Annotated in this window: 18 protein-coding genes; 9 read left to right on the forward strand and 9 right to left on the reverse strand. The window is 60.0% G+C overall.

Annotated features, from left to right (window positions below):
- Nucleotides 1-613: 613 nt before the first annotated feature.
- Entirely contained in the window at nucleotides 614-979 is a 366-nt protein-coding gene (locus tag BT116_RS20960) for a DUF6124 family protein (protein ID WP_072346892.1), read from the reverse strand.
- Nucleotides 980-1477: 498 nt separating this feature from the next.
- Nucleotides 1478-2044 carry a helix-turn-helix domain-containing protein gene (locus BT116_RS20965; RefSeq protein ID WP_072346894.1) on the reverse strand — a complete coding sequence of 189 codons (567 nt, stop codon included), beginning with the start codon at nucleotides 2042-2044 and terminating at the stop codon, nucleotides 1478-1480.
- 150 nt (nucleotides 2045-2194) lie between these two features.
- Between BT116_RS20965 and BT116_RS20970 the strand changes: the two genes are divergently transcribed.
- The 6 genes from BT116_RS20970 to BT116_RS20995 all read left to right on the forward strand — a co-directional run bounded on the left by BT116_RS20970 (nucleotide 2195) and on the right by BT116_RS20995 (nucleotide 5234).
- Nucleotides 2195-2977, forward strand: a complete 783-nt coding sequence (locus BT116_RS20970) for an aldolase (protein WP_072346896.1) — start codon at nucleotides 2195-2197, stop codon at nucleotides 2975-2977.
- A gap of 19 nt (nucleotides 2978-2996) precedes the next feature.
- Nucleotides 2997-3884 (forward strand): dihydrodipicolinate synthase family protein, encoded by an 888-nt coding sequence (locus tag BT116_RS20975; RefSeq protein ID WP_072346898.1) that lies wholly within the window; start codon nucleotides 2997-2999, stop codon nucleotides 3882-3884.
- Between the two features lie 107 nt (nucleotides 3885-3991).
- A complete protein-coding gene (locus tag BT116_RS20980) occupies nucleotides 3992-4237 on the forward strand; it encodes a DUF2024 family protein (protein ID WP_256574484.1) in 246 nt (81 codons plus the stop codon).
- A 1-nt stretch (nucleotide 4238) separates the two neighbouring features.
- Nucleotides 4239-4499 (forward strand): Rho-binding antiterminator, encoded by a 261-nt coding sequence (locus BT116_RS20985; protein ID WP_072346900.1) that lies wholly within the window; start codon nucleotides 4239-4241, stop codon nucleotides 4497-4499.
- Between the two features lie 151 nt (nucleotides 4500-4650).
- Entirely contained in the window at nucleotides 4651-4905 is a 255-nt protein-coding gene (locus BT116_RS20990; protein ID WP_072346902.1) for a type II toxin-antitoxin system HicA family toxin, read from the forward strand.
- On the forward strand, nucleotides 4902-5234 hold the full coding sequence (locus BT116_RS20995) for a type II toxin-antitoxin system HicB family antitoxin (RefSeq protein ID WP_072346904.1): 333 nt from the start codon (nucleotides 4902-4904) through the stop codon (nucleotides 5232-5234). The genes BT116_RS20990 and BT116_RS20995 overlap by 4 nt, the downstream gene beginning before the upstream one ends.
- 227 nt (nucleotides 5235-5461) lie before the next feature.
- On the opposite strand, the gene BT116_RS21000 is transcribed toward BT116_RS20995, so the two are convergent.
- A complete protein-coding gene (locus BT116_RS21000) occupies nucleotides 5462-5692 on the reverse strand; it encodes a DUF6429 family protein (protein ID WP_072346993.1) in 231 nt (76 codons plus the stop codon).
- A 231-nt stretch (nucleotides 5693-5923) separates the two neighbouring features.
- Entirely contained in the window at nucleotides 5924-6121 is a 198-nt protein-coding gene (locus tag BT116_RS21005; RefSeq protein WP_072346906.1) for a DUF2442 domain-containing protein, read from the reverse strand.
- 229 nt (nucleotides 6122-6350) lie between these two features.
- On the opposite strand from BT116_RS21005, the gene BT116_RS21010 reads away from it, so the two are divergent.
- Both BT116_RS21010 and BT116_RS21015 read left to right on the forward strand, forming a co-directional pair.
- A complete protein-coding gene (locus BT116_RS21010; protein ID WP_072346908.1) occupies nucleotides 6351-7574 on the forward strand; it encodes a colicin E3/pyocin S6 family cytotoxin in 1224 nt (407 codons plus the stop codon).
- A 7-nt stretch (nucleotides 7575-7581) separates the two neighbouring features.
- Nucleotides 7582-7836: a colicin E3-like toxin immunity protein gene (locus BT116_RS21015; RefSeq protein ID WP_072346910.1), complete on the forward strand. Its 255-nt coding sequence runs from the start codon at nucleotides 7582-7584 to the stop codon at nucleotides 7834-7836.
- A 114-nt stretch (nucleotides 7837-7950) separates the two neighbouring features.
- Here the strand turns inward: BT116_RS21015 and BT116_RS21020 are convergent, their stop codons facing one another.
- Nucleotides 7951-8226, reverse strand: coding sequence for a DUF2442 domain-containing protein (locus tag BT116_RS21020; protein WP_072346912.1), 276 nt, complete (start codon nucleotides 8224-8226; stop codon nucleotides 7951-7953).
- 131 nt (nucleotides 8227-8357) lie between these two features.
- Nucleotides 8358-8723, reverse strand: a complete 366-nt coding sequence (locus BT116_RS21025; RefSeq protein ID WP_072346914.1) for a DUF6124 family protein — start codon at nucleotides 8721-8723, stop codon at nucleotides 8358-8360.
- A gap of 475 nt (nucleotides 8724-9198) precedes the next feature.
- On the opposite strand from BT116_RS21025, the gene BT116_RS21030 reads away from it, so the two are divergent.
- The gene (locus BT116_RS21030) at nucleotides 9199-10284 is read left to right on the forward strand and encodes a sensor domain-containing diguanylate cyclase (RefSeq protein WP_072346916.1); all 1086 of its coding nucleotides are present in this window, start codon (nucleotides 9199-9201) and stop codon (nucleotides 10282-10284) included.
- On the opposite strand, the gene BT116_RS21035 is transcribed toward BT116_RS21030, so the two are convergent.
- The 3 genes from BT116_RS21035 to BT116_RS21045 are packed head-to-tail and all read right to left on the reverse strand — an operon-like array spanning nucleotide 10268 to nucleotide 15855.
- Entirely contained in the window at nucleotides 10268-12619 is a 2352-nt protein-coding gene (locus BT116_RS21035) for a TonB-dependent receptor (protein WP_072346918.1), read from the reverse strand. The two genes, BT116_RS21030 and BT116_RS21035, sit on opposite strands and share 17 nt — an antisense overlap.
- Complete coding sequence (locus BT116_RS21040) at nucleotides 12620-15019, reverse strand: hybrid sensor histidine kinase/response regulator (RefSeq protein ID WP_083569170.1); 2400 nt, start codon at nucleotides 15017-15019, stop codon at nucleotides 12620-12622.
- Nucleotides 15019-15855 carry a response regulator transcription factor gene (locus tag BT116_RS21045; RefSeq protein WP_083569171.1) on the reverse strand — a complete coding sequence of 279 codons (837 nt, stop codon included), beginning with the start codon at nucleotides 15853-15855 and terminating at the stop codon, nucleotides 15019-15021. The genes BT116_RS21040 and BT116_RS21045 overlap by 1 nt, the downstream gene beginning before the upstream one ends.
- Between the last annotated feature and the right edge of the window lie 367 nt (nucleotides 15856-16222).

Genomic DNA, 16222 nt, shown 5'->3' on the forward strand with positions numbered 1-16222 from the left:
CGTCGATACCTGTGCGCTGTCAGCCGTCATCCTCGGATTCTGTCCAGGACTCGGAGTCACAGTCTTCTCTGGGAGAAATTTCTGCATTTCGATATTCAACGAGACTCTGACGCCTACCGGCGGCACAACCTGTTCGGCCCTTGGTGACGCGGTTAACCGCCACTTACTACGGCTTCAGCTGACTTCTGCACGCTCATCCCGTCGCCTCTCGACGCTCGGTAGCACACTGGCAAGCGTACAGATCTCCCAGGGTAATTCGCGCGACCTTCCTGCTTATGCCTGTCGGATCTACGTCACAGCGTTCCGTGCAAGTATCGGGCTTTGACGATTATCGCCGTCTTACCCCGCTGCGCCGCCTCTATCCGCTTCCTGTTCGTCAGGCCAGCATTTTGCCTCGAGCTTCCTTCAGATTCGCAGTCACCCGCGACACCCTTGCCTTCGGCTAACACTTCCCCTTGCCGGGTGTGTAGAGGACTTTCACCTCCAAGTCGTTCGACTCACCACCACAGTGAACCGAACAGCGCCAGTCACGGCGCTACGCGCCATGCCTGGCGCACGACAAGAAAGGCCTAGCTGCGCAAGACCTTTCTTGTCCTGAGGGCAAACGCCTCGGCTACCTCACCTCAACAATATCCAAAGCCCGATTCGCCAACAGCTCACTCACCTCAATCACCTGCAAAATCCCCAACGCAACCCGCCGCCTCGACCCATCCAAATCAAACGCCAAATCACTGATCATGGCATTCGCCGAAGCCAGATTCTCACTGAGATTCGCAAGCAAACACTCAGAATCAACCCCAGGATCAATCCGAAAAATGGAGTCCGACTTGTCAGACGTTTCGCTCTTAGCCTTGGGTTTCAGGTAGTAATCCAACGCACGGGTGGCCGCGTCGTCGAGCTTTTTGTTGCGGGCAGACTGGGCACGGGATGTGGGTTCGTCTGAATCTGTAACTGGAGGATTCGGTGTAACTTTGACCATGGTCTTAACTCTCTGGTTGAGGCCACGACCCGTTCGCTGCTAAACGAATTGGGAGGCAGCTGTACGCAGGTTAGCAGACCGACGAGTTAAGAAATCGGCGCGTCCGAGGACGCCCTGCGCACAGCCACCATCAAGTGCAGGAATGGGGATTCCTGTCTGATGACGCGTTGTGCGACTTAACTCGGCGAGCTGCTAAACCCGATCACTGACCATCAGTGACAGGCCCAAAACTACCGACGCAACCCAAGGCGCACAAGCCGGCGGATTCTGGCGTAGTTGTAGGCAAAGGCGCAAGGCGCTGTGGCTTGGCGGGCCTTCGTCGTCGTTGTCTGTCGGTCTGTACTGACAGACGCCACTCGACTGGTCCGGGCAGATGCTCGATGCCGTTCAATGGGGCTGTCGGAAGATTTGTGGCGAGGCGTTCATAGGAAGGGGGCTGCTGCGCAGCCCAGCGGGAGCAAGCTCCCTCGCCACGTTGGTTACCTGCGATTGGAGCCACTAGGCGCCCTCGCCCTTCTCCGACGTCTCATCACTGTGCACCACCACCAGCAACTGTGCCTGAACATCCCCCACCGAACGCAGGCGATGGGGTTTCTGCGCATTGAAATGCAGGGCATCGCCGCGGTTCAGCAGCACGCGCTCGTTCATGAAGTCCACTTCCACCTGCCCCTCATGCACGAACAGAAACTCCTCTCCCGTGTGTTCCTTGAACGCGTGATGCGCGGTGAATTCGGTCGCCGGATAGAGGATGAAGGGCAGCAGGCTGCGTTCGGACACTTGGTGGGCCAATACCGCGTATTCGGAGCTGCCGCTGCTCGCCGCCAGGGATTGGCGGTCTTCGCTGCGCACCAGGCTGTAGCTGTCGAGGGAGACGTTTTCTTCGGAGAACAGCTCCTCGACTTTGACGCTCAGGGCCTTGGCGAGCTTGAGCGCCGTGGCGATGGAGGGTGTGCTCAAACCCCGCTCCACCTTGGACAGGTAGCTCTTGGTCATCCCGGTTTTTTCGGCCAGGACGTCCAGTGTCATGCCGAGTTTTTTCCTGAGCAATTTCAAGCGAATGGACATAGGTAACCAACATTTCCAGGGAAACGGACAATCTGCGATTGCAAATGACACTTTGTGTCATATAGTCTATTTAGTGTCATTAGCACCTTCCTTTCACAGCTTCCATGACGCGGATCAAGAACGGTCAAAGCACGAATCAGGAGAACGGATATGAGCAAGACACTGGCGACGCCCAAGGACCAGTTGGTCCAGCATGCTGTTAACCAGATGCAGAAAACACTGCCGGATAATACGTGGACTGTACGACAAAAGCTGGCCCTGACCTGCCGCATCCTGTTCGAGAACGGCCACGACTCAGGGCTGGCGGGGCAGATTACCGCCCGCGGGCCGCAACCGGGCACCTATTACACCCAGCAATTGGGCCTGGGGTTTGATGAAATCACCGCCGGCAACCTGCTGCTGGTCAATGAAGACCTCGAGGTGCTGGAGGGCCATGGCATGCCCAATCCGGCCAACCGCTTTCACACTTGGGTCTACCGCGCCCGGGCGGATGTGAACTGCATCATTCACACCCACCCCACCCACATCGCCGCGCTGTCGATGCTGGAAGTGCCGCTGCAGATTTCCCACATGGACCTCTGCCCACTGTACGACGACTGCGCCTTCCTGGAGGGCTGGCCGGGTGTGCCGGTGGGCAACGAGGAAGGCGAGTTGATCGCCGGTGCCTTGGGTGACAAGCGCGCCATCCTGCTTTCCCACCACGGCCAGTTGTCCACCGGTGCCACCGTGGAAGAAGCCTGCAACATCGCCCAACTGATCGAGCGCGCCGCGAAGTTGCAATTGCTGGCCATGGCCGCCGGCGAGGTGAAACCGATCCTGCCTCACCTGGGCCGCGAAGCCCACGACTGGATCGCCCGGCCCAAGCGTCACGCGGCCGCCTTCAACTACTACGCCCGGCAGACCTTGCGTCAACACGCCGATTGCTTGAACTGAACCCACCAGGAGCGAAGCCATGTCTACCCCCAACATCCACGGCATCATCGGCTACACCATCACGCCCTTCTCCACCGACGGCCAGGGCTTGGACCTGGACGCACTGGGCCGGTCCATCGACCGTCTGATCGACAGCGGCGTGCATGCCATCGCGCCCCTGGGCAGCACCGGCGAAGGCGCCTACCTGAGCGACGCCGAGTGGGACCAGGTCAGCGAGTTCAGCATCGCCCGCGTCGCCGGCCGGGTGCCGACCGTGGTCAGCGTGTCTGACCTGACCACCGCCAAGGCGGTGCGCCGCGCACGTTTTGCCCAGGCGAAGGGCGCCGATGTGGTGATGGTGTTGCCAGCCTCTTATTGGAAACTGAGCGAGGCAGAAATCCTCGCGCATTACCAGGCCATCGGCGCCAGCATCGACCTGCCTATCATGCTTTACAACAACCCCGCCACCAGCGGCATCGACATGTCGGTGGAACTGATCCTGCGGATTTTCAACGCGGTGGATAACGTCACCATGGTCAAGGAAAGCACTGGCGACATTCAGCGCATGCACAAGCTGCAATTGCTGGGCGAAGGCCAGGTGCCGTTCTACAACGGTTGCAACCCCCTGGCGCTGGAAGCCTTCGCGGCCGGCGCCAAGGGCTGGTGCACCGCCGCGCCGAACCTGATCCCGCAGCTCAACCTCGATCTGTACGCCGCCGTCTTGGCGAACGACCTGAGCCAGGCCCGGGCGTTGTTCTATCGTCAATTGCCGCTGCTGGACTTCATCCTCAAGGGCGGTTTGCCCGCCACCATCAAGGCCGGTTTGCGTACGCTTGGCCTGGAGGTTGGCGATCCGCGCCTTCCGGTTTTTCCATTGGATGAGGCGCGTAACAAGCAACTGCAGACGATGTTGAAACAACTGCTCTGATTCGCGAAGGGCGCTGAGTTCTAATCTTGCGACGGGCAGGTGGCGTCCCAACCTGTCCGGTCGCTCCATTAGCTGTCATCGGGAGAACACCATGACCATTAAAGTCTATGACACCCACGTACGCACCCAAGACGGGCGCTACCTGCATTTTCGATGTGCTGATCGACCGTATCGACCAGGAATTCGCCCAAGCCTGCGCGCAACGTTTCCTGGCCGAACAGGGCATTGAAGACCAGGACATCACCTTGAGCGAATGCCGCTTCTGCCATGTCGAGCCGGGCAATCCCGAGATAGGCGAGGCCATCGCCAGACAGGGCTTTTTCATCCTCAAGCTGCAAGGTTGCGAGGCATGAGATGAAGACCTATCAACCGTTGAACTGTGACTTGCATGATTACCTGGAGATTGCCTGCCTGTACGGCTACACGTTGGACATTGAGCTGATTGACGGCCAACGCCTGACAGCCCGTGCGATCACCACGCGCACCGCCCCCACGCGGGAGGAGTTTCTCGATGTGGAGACTGCGGAAGGTCGCCAGGAGATTCGTCTCGATCAGTTGCTGGCGATTACGCCGCAGGATCACAACGCCCGGTTTGGCAGGGTGGTGCTGGCGTAGTGGAATCTGCCGGGTAGTCTGCGAGAACCATTCGTTGGTCGGGCGACGAGTTCCATTCCACGGCACTAAAGAGCAAGGGGACAAAATGCTGAGAGTGGCAACGCGCCGAGCGGGCTAGATAGTGCTATCTTCTTTTGATAGCATCAGCCCCATGAAAAACAGACACCGGAAAACCCTTGAAGCGATCCACCGTACGCCAACGAGTGCGGCGATAGTGTTTGCTGACATTGAAGCCTTGGTCGTTCATCTGGGTGGCCAAGTGCTGGAGCGCGAAGGTTCTCGGGTCAAGCTGATCCTGGGGGAGGCCCAATGGCGTTGCCATCGGCCACACCCTGGGAAAGAAGCCAAGAAATATCAGGTAGAAGAGGCTCGCGAATTTCTCCAGCGGGCAGGAGTTGAACTATGAACAGCATGACTTATAAGGGCTACACAGCCCGAATTGAGTTCGATGAGCGTGACGACATTTTCGTCGGTCGGATTCTGGGTGTGCGTGACATCATCAGTTTTCACGCCGACTCCGTGACCGAGCTACGAGCGGAATTTGCCAGTGCTGTCGAGGATTACTTGGCGGACTGTGCCGAGCAAGGCGTCAGCCCTGAGAAGCCTGCCTCCGGCAAGGTGATGCTACGCATTCGTCCTGAAGTGCACGCTGCCGCCACCATTGCAGCCCAAACCGCCGGCAAAAGCCTGAACCAGTGGGCTGATGAGGTGTTTGAGCGCGCAGCGCACGTCTGACGTCAGATACACGGATTGAGTTGAAAAAAGGTCTTGCTGAGCAAGACCTTTTTCTTGTTGTTGAACGCCGCCGGCCCGCTATCTCACCTCGACAATATCCAACGCCCGATTCGCCAACGGTTCATTCGCCACATGCCGCCGCGAACCATCCAGATCGAACCAGATCACTGATCACTGATCACTGCATTATGCCGTGGCTTTCCAGCATCACAGGGCGCCACGCACCCTCAAGTCTCTTTTCCAAACAACCGCTCGGCAAGCTGCCGACCTCGCTCCAGTCCTTCGTCCGTCAACCAGATCGATTTGTTTCTATTTACCGGATTGCTGATGAGGCCTTGTTCATGCAATCGGTTCATGACTTCGAAGTCGAAACCTTTCCAAGCGTTGCCATCGTCGGAGCTGAAGGCTGCCAACAAGGCAAGCACAGCTTCTTCTATCAAAGTGTCGTCGTAATCCATGGTCGCTACTCCACGCGTGCTTGGCTGGTAACGCCGAATCAGCATCAGCGTCTCCTAAACCCTATCTGGTCAAAGATAAGTAGAGAGTTTAGCTGTCTGGCGCGGGGGGGTGTTCCATGACGGCACGGGTTCATAAGATCCAACCGAGAGTGTCTAGGTTGGCACTACTTCACCCGCTTGCTCCAACGCCAAGCGATACAAGGTGACAGCCGCCAGTTCCAAGCCATCCCCTCAGCTCACATCGAAGCCCCATTCGCCCACTTGGGCGGTGCCGAACAACGACAGGTCCTCCAAGGGCTTGAGCACCAGGAATTGTCGGATGTGTTCCCGCAGGTCAACGTCGTAGCGCTTACCGTTGGCAAACTCCACCTGCAAGGCATGTTTGCCGGGGGCAGGCTTCACGCTGCTGATTCTGGCTTTGCTGATCATGAGTCAGCGCCTCCAATTCTGTTAATTCCATACACGCTGCCGGTCCGCAGTCTGATTGCCGCCCAATGACTGACATCCCCCGCTGACGCTTCAGCTTATTCCGCCCCTCAACAGCCAGCCCTACCTGTATTGATGAAACCGGAGCAGCCACTTCAAGAAACCTCCTACATCGCGCCCCTGTCCTTCCACGTTAGCGTCTGTCCCGCACTCACTGGACGAGACTCACTATGTGGCGACACGCAAAAAAGACATCCCTCAGGTTCGAAACCCGCCCGGTGGTGACGGGCATCACGTCACTTACCGGGACATGACCGCCAGCGAACTGGCCGAGCGCGAAGCCCGGCAGCAAGCTTATGAAGCCATGCTTGCCCGGCAGGCAGCCTATGAACGAGAGCGCTGGGCCACGGCGGCTAACAAGCCGCTACCCACCGTAACCGGAAGCGTGTTTGCCAAGAGCTGCAAGCTCCCCAACGGCATCATCGATTACAACAACCCCAACGGCTACGTCCCTGCCGATCTGGTCAAGCAGTACGGCGATCTCATGTGGCTCGGCGGCAGGAGCGCCGACCCATCCGGCACGATCCCCCTCAAGCAGATCGGCGCTGGCACGGTACCCGTTACGCTGGGCAGGCTCGCGCTGGGCGGGTCGGCAACTTCTACGGCAGCCGCTGCCGGCGGCACCGTTGGCGCGGCCCTGCTGACAGGCATCGTCGCCTTGCTCTGGCCGTCCAGCCTGGGTGACAGCGCACTCTACAGCGAGGACCAGCTACGTCACCTCAAGCAGGCTCGCAGTCGCATGCGCCTGAGCATCGAGCAGCAGGCTGATGGCAGCCTCAAGGGCTACGGCTTCTACACCGGCCAGAACCGCGACTGGGAAATGGTCGACGTTGTCCAGTTCATCCCTCGCGCCGACCAATTCATCGCCGACCTGGGTGATGGCATCGAACTGATCTGGACCCCGGCCACCGACCCGTCCGACACCCTTGGCATCCCCGCCCTGGAAGCGGCGCCACAGGCACCTAACATCTGGATCTATCCCCCGACGCCTGTGGCCGACAGCATTATCGTCGATCCGATCTATCCGCCGGAGTACAGGGATTTCATTCTGGTGTTTCCGGCGGATTCGGGGGTTCGGCCGGTTTATGTGGTCGCCTCTGTCAGGCGAAGCGGTAACGCCGATCATGACTATCATCCCGCTCCAGAAACCGAAGAAATTACCGGTTTCTCAAATCTCGAGTCGGTAAAAAAGAAAACACCAAAACAAGCAGGGGCAGGACTTAGAGAACGATGGATTGATCCTAAAGGAAGGACCATTTATGAATGGGACTCCAGACATGGTGAGCTAGAGGCATATCGCGCAAGCGATGGAAGTCATTTAGGCGCGTTCGATCATAGGACGGGTCTGCAGGTAGGTCAGGCTAGAAAAAACCGCAACATCAAAAAGTATTTGTGAGGGTTCAATGGGCTTGAAACTGAGATTGGATTGGTATGACAAAAAAACCGAACTGGCTGGAGGCAAAGAGTATTCGAAGGATATGGGAGATGATTTGTCGGTGATCACCGCGTTGAAGCTGGGAAGCGAACCAGAAATATATGACGGAGGCTTTGATGTGCTCGCTGGATGGATACCAATCATCCAGCCCTTCTTTGACCATCCAATCGAACCAGAAAAATTCGACTATCAAATTGCATTTCGGTACCGAACCAATTGGTAAAAGACAATTCGTCACCAGCTCATCCATAACATTCGTACGTGATGGCGGCGTAAAATGTCGAAGCGCGGCGGTCGTCAGCGAGAGCTTGTTGGGCGCCATCCAGCGTTTGAATGCCTAGGTAAGCATCACCTCACCAGCTTGCTCCAGTGCCAACCGATGCAAGGTGACGGCTGCTAGTTCCAGATTATAGCCCCAGCTCACATCGAAGCCCCATTCAGCCACTTGGGAGGTAGAGAACAACGTCAGATCTTCCAGGGGCTTGAGCACCGGGAATTGTCGGATGTATTCCCGCAGGTCAACGTCGTAACGCTTACCCTTGGCAAACTCCACTTGCAAGGCATGTTTGCCGAGGACAGGTTTCACGCCGTTGATTCTGACTTCGCTGATCATGGGTCAGCCTCTTCGACTCTGTTTATTCCAAACACGCTGCAGGTCAGCGGTGTGCTTTGCCGCCCGCGCCAAGGCGGCAGGAAAGGCCTAGCTGTTGCAAGACCTTTCCTGTACTGAGACAAGCGCCTCGGCTACCTCACCTCAACAATATCCAACGCCCGATTCGCCAACAGCTCACTCACCTCGATCACCTGCAAAATACCCAACGCCACATGCCGCCGAGACCCATCCAGATCAAACGCCAAATCGTTGATCATGGCATTCGCCGACGCCAGGTTCTCACTGAGGTTCGCAAGCAAACATTCAGAATCAGCCCCAGGGTCGATCCGTAAAATGGAGTCCGACTTATCAGACGTTTCGCCCTTAGGCTTGGGCTTCAGGTAGTAATCCAGGGCACGAGTGGCCGCTTCGTCGAGCTTTTTGTTGCGAGCCGATTGGGCACGTGATGTGGGTTCATCTGTATCTGTAACTGGAGGATTCGGTGTAATTTTGACCATAGCCTTAGCTCTCTTTGGGTTGGGCTACGTCCCGCTCGCGACTAAACGATTGGGAGGTAGCTGTACGCAGGTTAGTCGACCGACGAGCTAAGAAATCGGCGCGCCCGAGGGCGCCCTGCGCACAGCCACCATCGAGTGCAGGGATGGGGATACCTGACTGATGAACGCTTGAGCGACTTAGCAACGACGGGCGACTAAACCCGATCACTGATGAGCAGTGACAGGTCCCAAACTACCGACGCAGCCCCAGGCGAACAAGCCGGCGGATTCTGGCGTAGTTGTAGGCAATGGCGCAAGACGACGTCGGCTCATGAGCCTGGCCGTCCAACGTCTGACAGACCCGGCATAAAAAACTTTCCGTTTCATCCCTTCCCGCAAAGCTCCCATCCGCTCCAGAAAAGCCCCCGGCCAATCCGCGCCTCGATAATACCCACTTCGCTAGCCCGCCCCTCACCGCCAGCACCCTATAAACCCCATGAACCTACGCACCTTCATTCGCGGCTACTGCCTCAATTCCCGGCTCGCCACGAATGCCCTGACCCATCTGCACAGGTTGCTCTCTTCCGTGGGTGGCTATCTGGCGCAGCAAGGCTTTGACTCCAACACCTGGCCGGCGACCCGCGACGAAGCCACCCTGGACCGTCGCCTCAACACCATCTGCCCAGAGCTGGCCGCCACCGTGTTCAGCCACGCCCGCGAAGGCATCGTCCTCGTCGATCCGTACGGCCGAGTCATCAGTGTCAACGAGGCCTTCACCCGTCTCACCGGTTACGGGCAAGAGGAAGTGAAGGGCCGCGAGTTGAACTCCCATCGCATGGTGCGTCGGCTCGCGGCGTTTTATGCGCCGATGAAGAACGCGCTGGATTTCCACGGGCATTGGTCCGGTGAAATTCAAAGCAACCACAAGGATGGCCGCGAGATGACGTCGCGCATCAGCATCAGTGCCGTGCATGACTGTCACGGTAATGTGCAGCACTATGTGGCGTTGCTCAGCGACATGACACAGGTGAAGCAACGCCTCCAGTTACTGGAGCGCGATGCCCGGTATGACGCGCTCACGCAACTGCCCAATCGGTTGCTGTTGGCCGAGCGGATGCGTCAGGCATTGGGCAAGGCGCGGCTTCATCAGCATAAGGTGGCCATCGCGTTCATTGATCTGGATGGGTTCAAGGCGCTTAACGACAGTTATGGGCATGACTGGGGGGATCGGGTGCTGCAAATTGTCGCCGCGCGGATCAATGCGACGCTGCGGGAGAGCGACACGCTGGCGCGGCTCGGCGGCGATGAGTTTGTCGCGGGGATGGTGGGTTTGCAGGAGGTGCAAGACTGCGAGCCATTGCTCCAGCGCATGCTGCAAGCGGCCAATGCGCCCATCTTGATCGGTGCGCAAACGGTGGAGATTGCCGCCAGTATCGGCGTGGCGTTTTTTCCGGAGCATGGGCAGGAGGTCGATGGGCTGATCAGCAAGGCGGACCAGGCGATGTACCTGTCGAAAAAGGCCGGCGGTAATCGTCTGGCGTTTTGTCCGACCCGGTTTATTTCGCTCAATAACGGAGCCTGACGGTGGTGCCGAGGGTTCTTTCGCTGCCGGTCATGACGCCGTAATCTCCCGCCCCTAGCAGCGAATAGACAGCAGTGATGTACTGACGGTCGAAGAGATTGCGCACCCAGCCTTCCACTTCCCACGCACGGTCCTGACTGCGCAACCCGAGGCGCAGGTTGGTGAGGCCGTAGCTGGGCTGATAGCTGCCTTCGCCGCCTTCGAGGGTGCCGTAGTAGCCGGAGCGGAAGCTGTAGTCGATGCCGCTGTAGACCTCCAGCCCGTACGGCAATGGATGGGTATGGTCCAGGCCGCTGCTGAGGTTCCATTCCGGCGCGTTGTAGAGGCGGTCGCCGCTGAGGTCGCAGGTCCATTCGCCCGAGGCCGGTGGGCATGGGGCGTTGGGGAAGCTGCGGTAGCGCGCATCGCTCCAGGCCAGGCCCAGGCGCCCGGTGAGGCGGGGGGTGAGTTGCCAGGCGGAATCCAGTTCGATGCCGCGCAGGCGGACCTTGCCGACGTTGATCAGGTTGTCCCGCAGCGGTGGCGCGAACATGGACGTCGGCGGGCTGTAGGTAAGCGCCTGGTAGTTGTCGACGTCGGTCTGGTAGACGGCGAGGTCGAGCAATGCGCGCTCATCCCAGAAGCGCGTCTTCATGCCCAGTTCCAGGGACGTGGCGCGCTCCGGCTCGAAGGTGGGCGCGGTGAACGGGCCGACCACGTCGAAGTTGATGCCGCCGGCCTTGTAGCCCCGCGACCAACTGACGTAACCCATCACGGCACCGCTGAAGCGGTAGCTGGCGCTGAGGAGGCTGGAGACGTTGTTTTCTTTTATCGAATCCTCGCGGTAATAAGCACTACCGAGGGCAATGTTGCGCAGCAATAGCCCACCGGACTGGAACACCGCTGGCAACCCCGTCAGCGGGGCAAGGTTGCTGACGTCGCGTGAGATCCAGCCGTCCTTGCGCTCCTGGCTGTAGCGCAGGCCGCCGGTGAGTTCCAGTGGTTCGATCGGGCGCCAGGAAACCTGGCCGAAGATGGCTCGGCTGTCGCCCTTCTGCTCGCCGTCGTAACGTTGCCGGGCGCCGTCCAGCAGCATCGCCGGCACCTGCTTCGGATCGGTGAAGGTGATGCCGTAGAGCTTGCGCAAGGCTTCCAACTGATCGCCGACGAACCAGGGCGCGGCGTCCTTGCCGAATTCGGCGTCGATCTCGCGGTCGAGCTGTTGGCGCAAGTAATAGAGCCCGGCCACATAGTCGACGGACGAACCGACCGTGCCGGAGAGGCGCCATTCCTGGCTGAACTGCCGGTGGCCCAACTCGGTTTCGGACTCGGCCACGGACAGCGCGGTGCTGTCGCTGTCGCGGGTGGCGCGGTAGTCCCAGTCGCGGTAGGCGGTGATGCTGGTCAAGCGTATCGCCTCGTCCAGGTCCCAGTTCAATTCCAGTGAGACACCGTTCTGCAGGGTCTGCGGATGACCCGGCGCGTCGATGCGTGTCTCGCGCTTGTAAGGGTCGGGCTCCGACAACGGATAGCCGAGGAATTGGGCGCGCTTGCGGGTCTGTTGGCTGTAGTGATTGACCAGCAGGACGTTGCCGGCTTCGTTTTGCTCGGCATAGTCGGCGATCAGGCGGGCGCTGAATTCGGCGGTTGGCGTCCACAGCAATTGCCCGCGCAGGCCATGGCTGTCGGCGTCGCCGAGGCGGGCGCCGTCTTGCAGGTTTTCCACGGCGCCATCGGTGGCGCTGTCGAAGACATTGAGTCGGCCGGCCAGCATATCGTCCTGCAACGGCCCGGAAACCGTTCCGCGATATTCCCGCAAGCCGAGCTCGCCATAGCTGGCTTCGAGGTTGGCTTCGGGCTGAAAGGTTGGCTGACGAGTGATGATGTTCAGCGCGCCCGCCGTGGTGTTCTTGCCGAACAAGGTGCCTTGTGGCCCGCGTAGCACTTCGATGCGCTCGATGTCCATCAACTCGGTGAAAGCCATGCCCTGGCGCGCTTGGTAGACGCCATCGACGTAGGTGCCGACGCTGCCTTCCAGGCCATCATTGTAGGCGGTCGCGCCGAAGCCGCGCAGGCCGAAGCCGGCGTAACGGGCGTCGTGGCCGGAGACCACCAGGCCGGGCACCCGCTGTTGGATGTCTCGAAGAGAGTGCAGGCCGGCCTCGTCCAGTTGCTCGCCATAGAGGACGTTGATCGGGATCGGCACGTCTTGCGGGTCTTCCTCGCGGCGGCGAGCGGTGACGGTGGTGGCGTCGAGCGTGAGAGCGCTGGGCGCCGCTTGCTCGGCCTGGACCGACGCCCAAGGCAACATCGAAAGGCTGCCGAGCAAGAGCAGCCGATAACCCAGACCCGGCATCTAGTGCTCCCGTGCCAGCGCGCGACGCGTGGTGTCCGGGCAGGCCAGTGCCTTGACCCACGCCAGCAATTCACGGCTGTCGGCGGGCTTGAGCAGAACCGCGTCAAAAGCCAGGCCCTCGGGATAATCCTGCGGCCTGCGGGGCGGCACCGCCGAATAGAGCATCACCGGCAGAGGGCGCCAACGCTCGCGCACCTGGCGCAGCAGCGCCCAACCGTCCATGCCAGGCATCATCTGGTCGCTGATCAGCAGGTCGATTGGCTGCTGCGCCAGGCAGGCCAAGGCGTCTTGACCGTTCGTTGCGATGCTGACATCGAAACCGTAACCGGCCAGCAGGTCGTAGAGCCATTCGCTGTTCTGCTCGAGGTCGTCCACCAGCAGAACGTGTTTGCCCTGGCCATCGAACGGCGTGGCGTTGTTGTCGACGATGCCGTTTTCCAGGTCGTGTTCTTGGGCGCAATTCAATTGCAGGCGAAAGCTGAAGTGGCTGCCCTGCCCGGTGGCTTGGGGTTCGAGGCGGCTGTCCATGCGTTCCAGCAGTTGCGTGACGATGGACAGGCCCAGCCCGCTGCCTTCGTAGCGCTGGGCATTGCGGCCGCGGCGGAACGGTTGCAGCAGTTGTTCGAATTCTTGCGGGTCGATGCCGATGCCGGTGTCGATCACGCTGAAGCGCAGTTCCACGGTATCTGTGGTCGCGCCCGGGGCCCAATCCACTTCAAAGCGGATCTGGCCGTTGCGGGTGAATTTCGCCGCGTTCGCCAGTAGGTTCATGAGCACCTGCCGAAGGCGTTTGAAGTCGGCCTCCACCAGTGGTGGCAGGTCATCGGCCAGCACAACTTCGAAGGTGTTGCCCTGGCGTGCGGCGAGAAAGCCCGCTTCGCCTGCAATCTCGTTGAGGAAACCGTACAGGTAGCCCGGCGCGAGGGTCAGTTGCATTTGCTCCAACTCGCCACGGGAAAACTCGAGCATCTCGTCAATCAGTTCCAGTTGCTGGCGCGCGTTGCGCTCGATGGTGGCCTGATAGTCGCGGTTCGGTCCGGCATGCAACAGGCGCGCATAGTCGATGATGCGCACCAGCGGCGAGCGCAGGTCGTGGCTGATGCGGGCCATCAACGCGCTGCGGGCCGCCAGGGAGTCGCGCAACTGCGACGTGCGCAGCGCCACGGTGCTTTCCAGGCGTTCGTGCTCGGCCTGGCGTTGTTGTTCGAGGGTGGCCAGGGCGTGCTTTTCGCGGTTGCGGCTGCGGGCCACTTCCATGATCAACGTGCACACCAGCAACGCCACGCCTGGCAGTGTGGACGACAAGCTGTATTTGCTTTGGGGCGACTGCCAGGGCAATTGCTCCTGGGGGAAAAACATCCGTATCAGCAATTGTGCAAGCAAGAGCCCCGACACCAGCCAGGCCAGCCAGCTGTAGCTCAGTCGCCTGCGCCAGGCCATGAACAGCGTGACGAGTAGCACCCCATAGAAACTCATGAGGGATATCTGGACGATCTGCGCGCCCTGGACGGGATCGACTTTTAGCCACCAGAGCCGGCCGAGCACACACCCCGACAGCGGCAGCCAATAGCTCCAGCCAATGACGTTGGGCAATGCGGACACCTGCAACAGCACGCGGAAGTAGGCGAGAAACAGGACGAACGAGATTGCGCTGGCGCAGGTCAGCAGCTCCCGGGTCCAGCCCAGCGCGGTGGGCCAGTAGATCAGATAGCCGTTGACGATGCAGGTCAGCAGGATATAACTGAGCACCGCACCCGCGTTCACGGTGAGCAGTCGCGAACGCAGGATCCTGCCGACGATCAGGCCGAAAGGGACGACCAGCAGGACAATACCGAGGGCGAGCCCGTCGCTGAGGTAAGTCTGTTGCTGACTGCGCAGCAGCGCCGGTTCGGACCACACTTCCGGTTCCAGCAACAGCTGGAAATGGCTCGTCACACGGACGAACACCGTGACGCTCTCCCCCGCCGCCAACGACACCGGGAACGCCGGTTGACGCGCCGCCGGCTGGGGCCATTCGGCCAAGGGATAGGCAGCTCCGGCGTGGGCATCACGCCAGCGCCCGGCTGAAGATTGAAAGACGCGGATGTCGTCCAGGCGCGGCGCCCCGACCACCAGCAAGCGCGAACACGCCGCATCGCTGGAATTGGTGAGTTGCCATTTCAACCAGAAGGCGGAGCGGCTGTGGCCTTGGCTCGGCCAGCTCGGGGTTGCGGGGTTGAAACGGGCGTCGGGCAGTCGGGCGACTTCTTCGAGACTCAAGCGGGCCTGGGCGTCTTCGAAAATCTGCGCCGCGGGCATCAGGTCCAGACGTTCAGCCCGGCACAGCTCCACGGGTGCGGCGTGTAGCAGGCCAGCGGACAACAAGGCAATCGTCAGCACCAGGAACCGTAGGAGCCGCATCAGGCGCGCCCGACCGACTCTGCATCAACGAAGCCCAGGGTTTGCTGGCGAAACTGGCTGGGGGTCATGCCGATTCGCTGTCGAAACGCCGTGGTGAAGTTGCAGGCATTGCGAAAGCCCACCACTTCGGCGACATCCTGCACGCTCATGGCGCTTTCGCAGAGCAGTTCCTGGCCGCGCCGCAATCGCGCGTCGCGAATGTAGGCAAACACCGTCATCCCCAGGTGTTCGCGAAAAATGGCGGAGAGGCGTTTTTCATGAGTGCCGACTTTTTGCGCGAGCATGCCCAGGGACGGTATGTTGTCCAGCTGGTTTTCGATCAGTCGCATCGCCGCGCGCAGCACGATTTCATCGCCTTGCGGTTGCGGATCGGCCGGGTTGTCCGCAATGGCCGGCGGCGCTCGCCAGGTCAACTGCAGATGGATTCTGATGCGCGCCAGGACTTCCTCGGGGGCGCAGGATTTGGGGATGTAGTCCACCGCGCCCACGGTCAACCCCTCCAACCGCTCCAATGACGTATTGGCCGAGGACAGAAACAGGATCGGAGTATGCCGGGTGGCCGGTGCCTCGCGTAATAACCGGCATAGGCTGAAACCGTCCATTTGCGGCATATGCACATCCAGGACGATCAGGTCCGGGCGCAGGGCGAGGGCTCGCTGATAGCCCTGGTAGGCATCGCTGGCCAGGGAAATGCGCCAGGGCTGGGTCTTCAACAGGATGAGCGTGGCGCGGATGTCTTCGGGGACATCGTCGATCAGCAGAATATGCGGCAACGGCTCGGACGCCGCCGCGCCTGCCGCCGTCAATACCTGCCTTTCGTATCGTCCGTTGTCCATTCGCCAGATCTCTTTTTTATGTTTAGCCAGATCGCTGTCGCGCAATTGCCAAGCGAGGAAGCACGTTTCGGGCCGGCAACAAACCGATATAGCGGCAGATCGAATGAGAACTGAAGCTATCAAATTCTTAATCTGCGATAAATGGTCGTCTCGTCTGGGGCGGCCATTGATGCGGGACGTTATGGGCGGGGCACAGAGGCATGTGGCGAGGGAAAACAGGGGATGGCTGTGCCCGGACAAAAGCCCAGGCGAGATGGCTAAAGCGGTGGATGCTGTTCACTTGACCGTGGCGAGGGGATAAATCCCCTTGCCACAGGTTTGTTGAACGGCTTGAATGAACAGTAATGCCTTCAGGTCGCCTTGAAAC

This window comes from Pseudomonas sp. NFACC16-2 (assembly GCF_900119205.1).
Classification (GTDB): Bacteria; Pseudomonadota; Gammaproteobacteria; order Pseudomonadales; family Pseudomonadaceae; genus Aquipseudomonas; species Aquipseudomonas fluorescens_Q.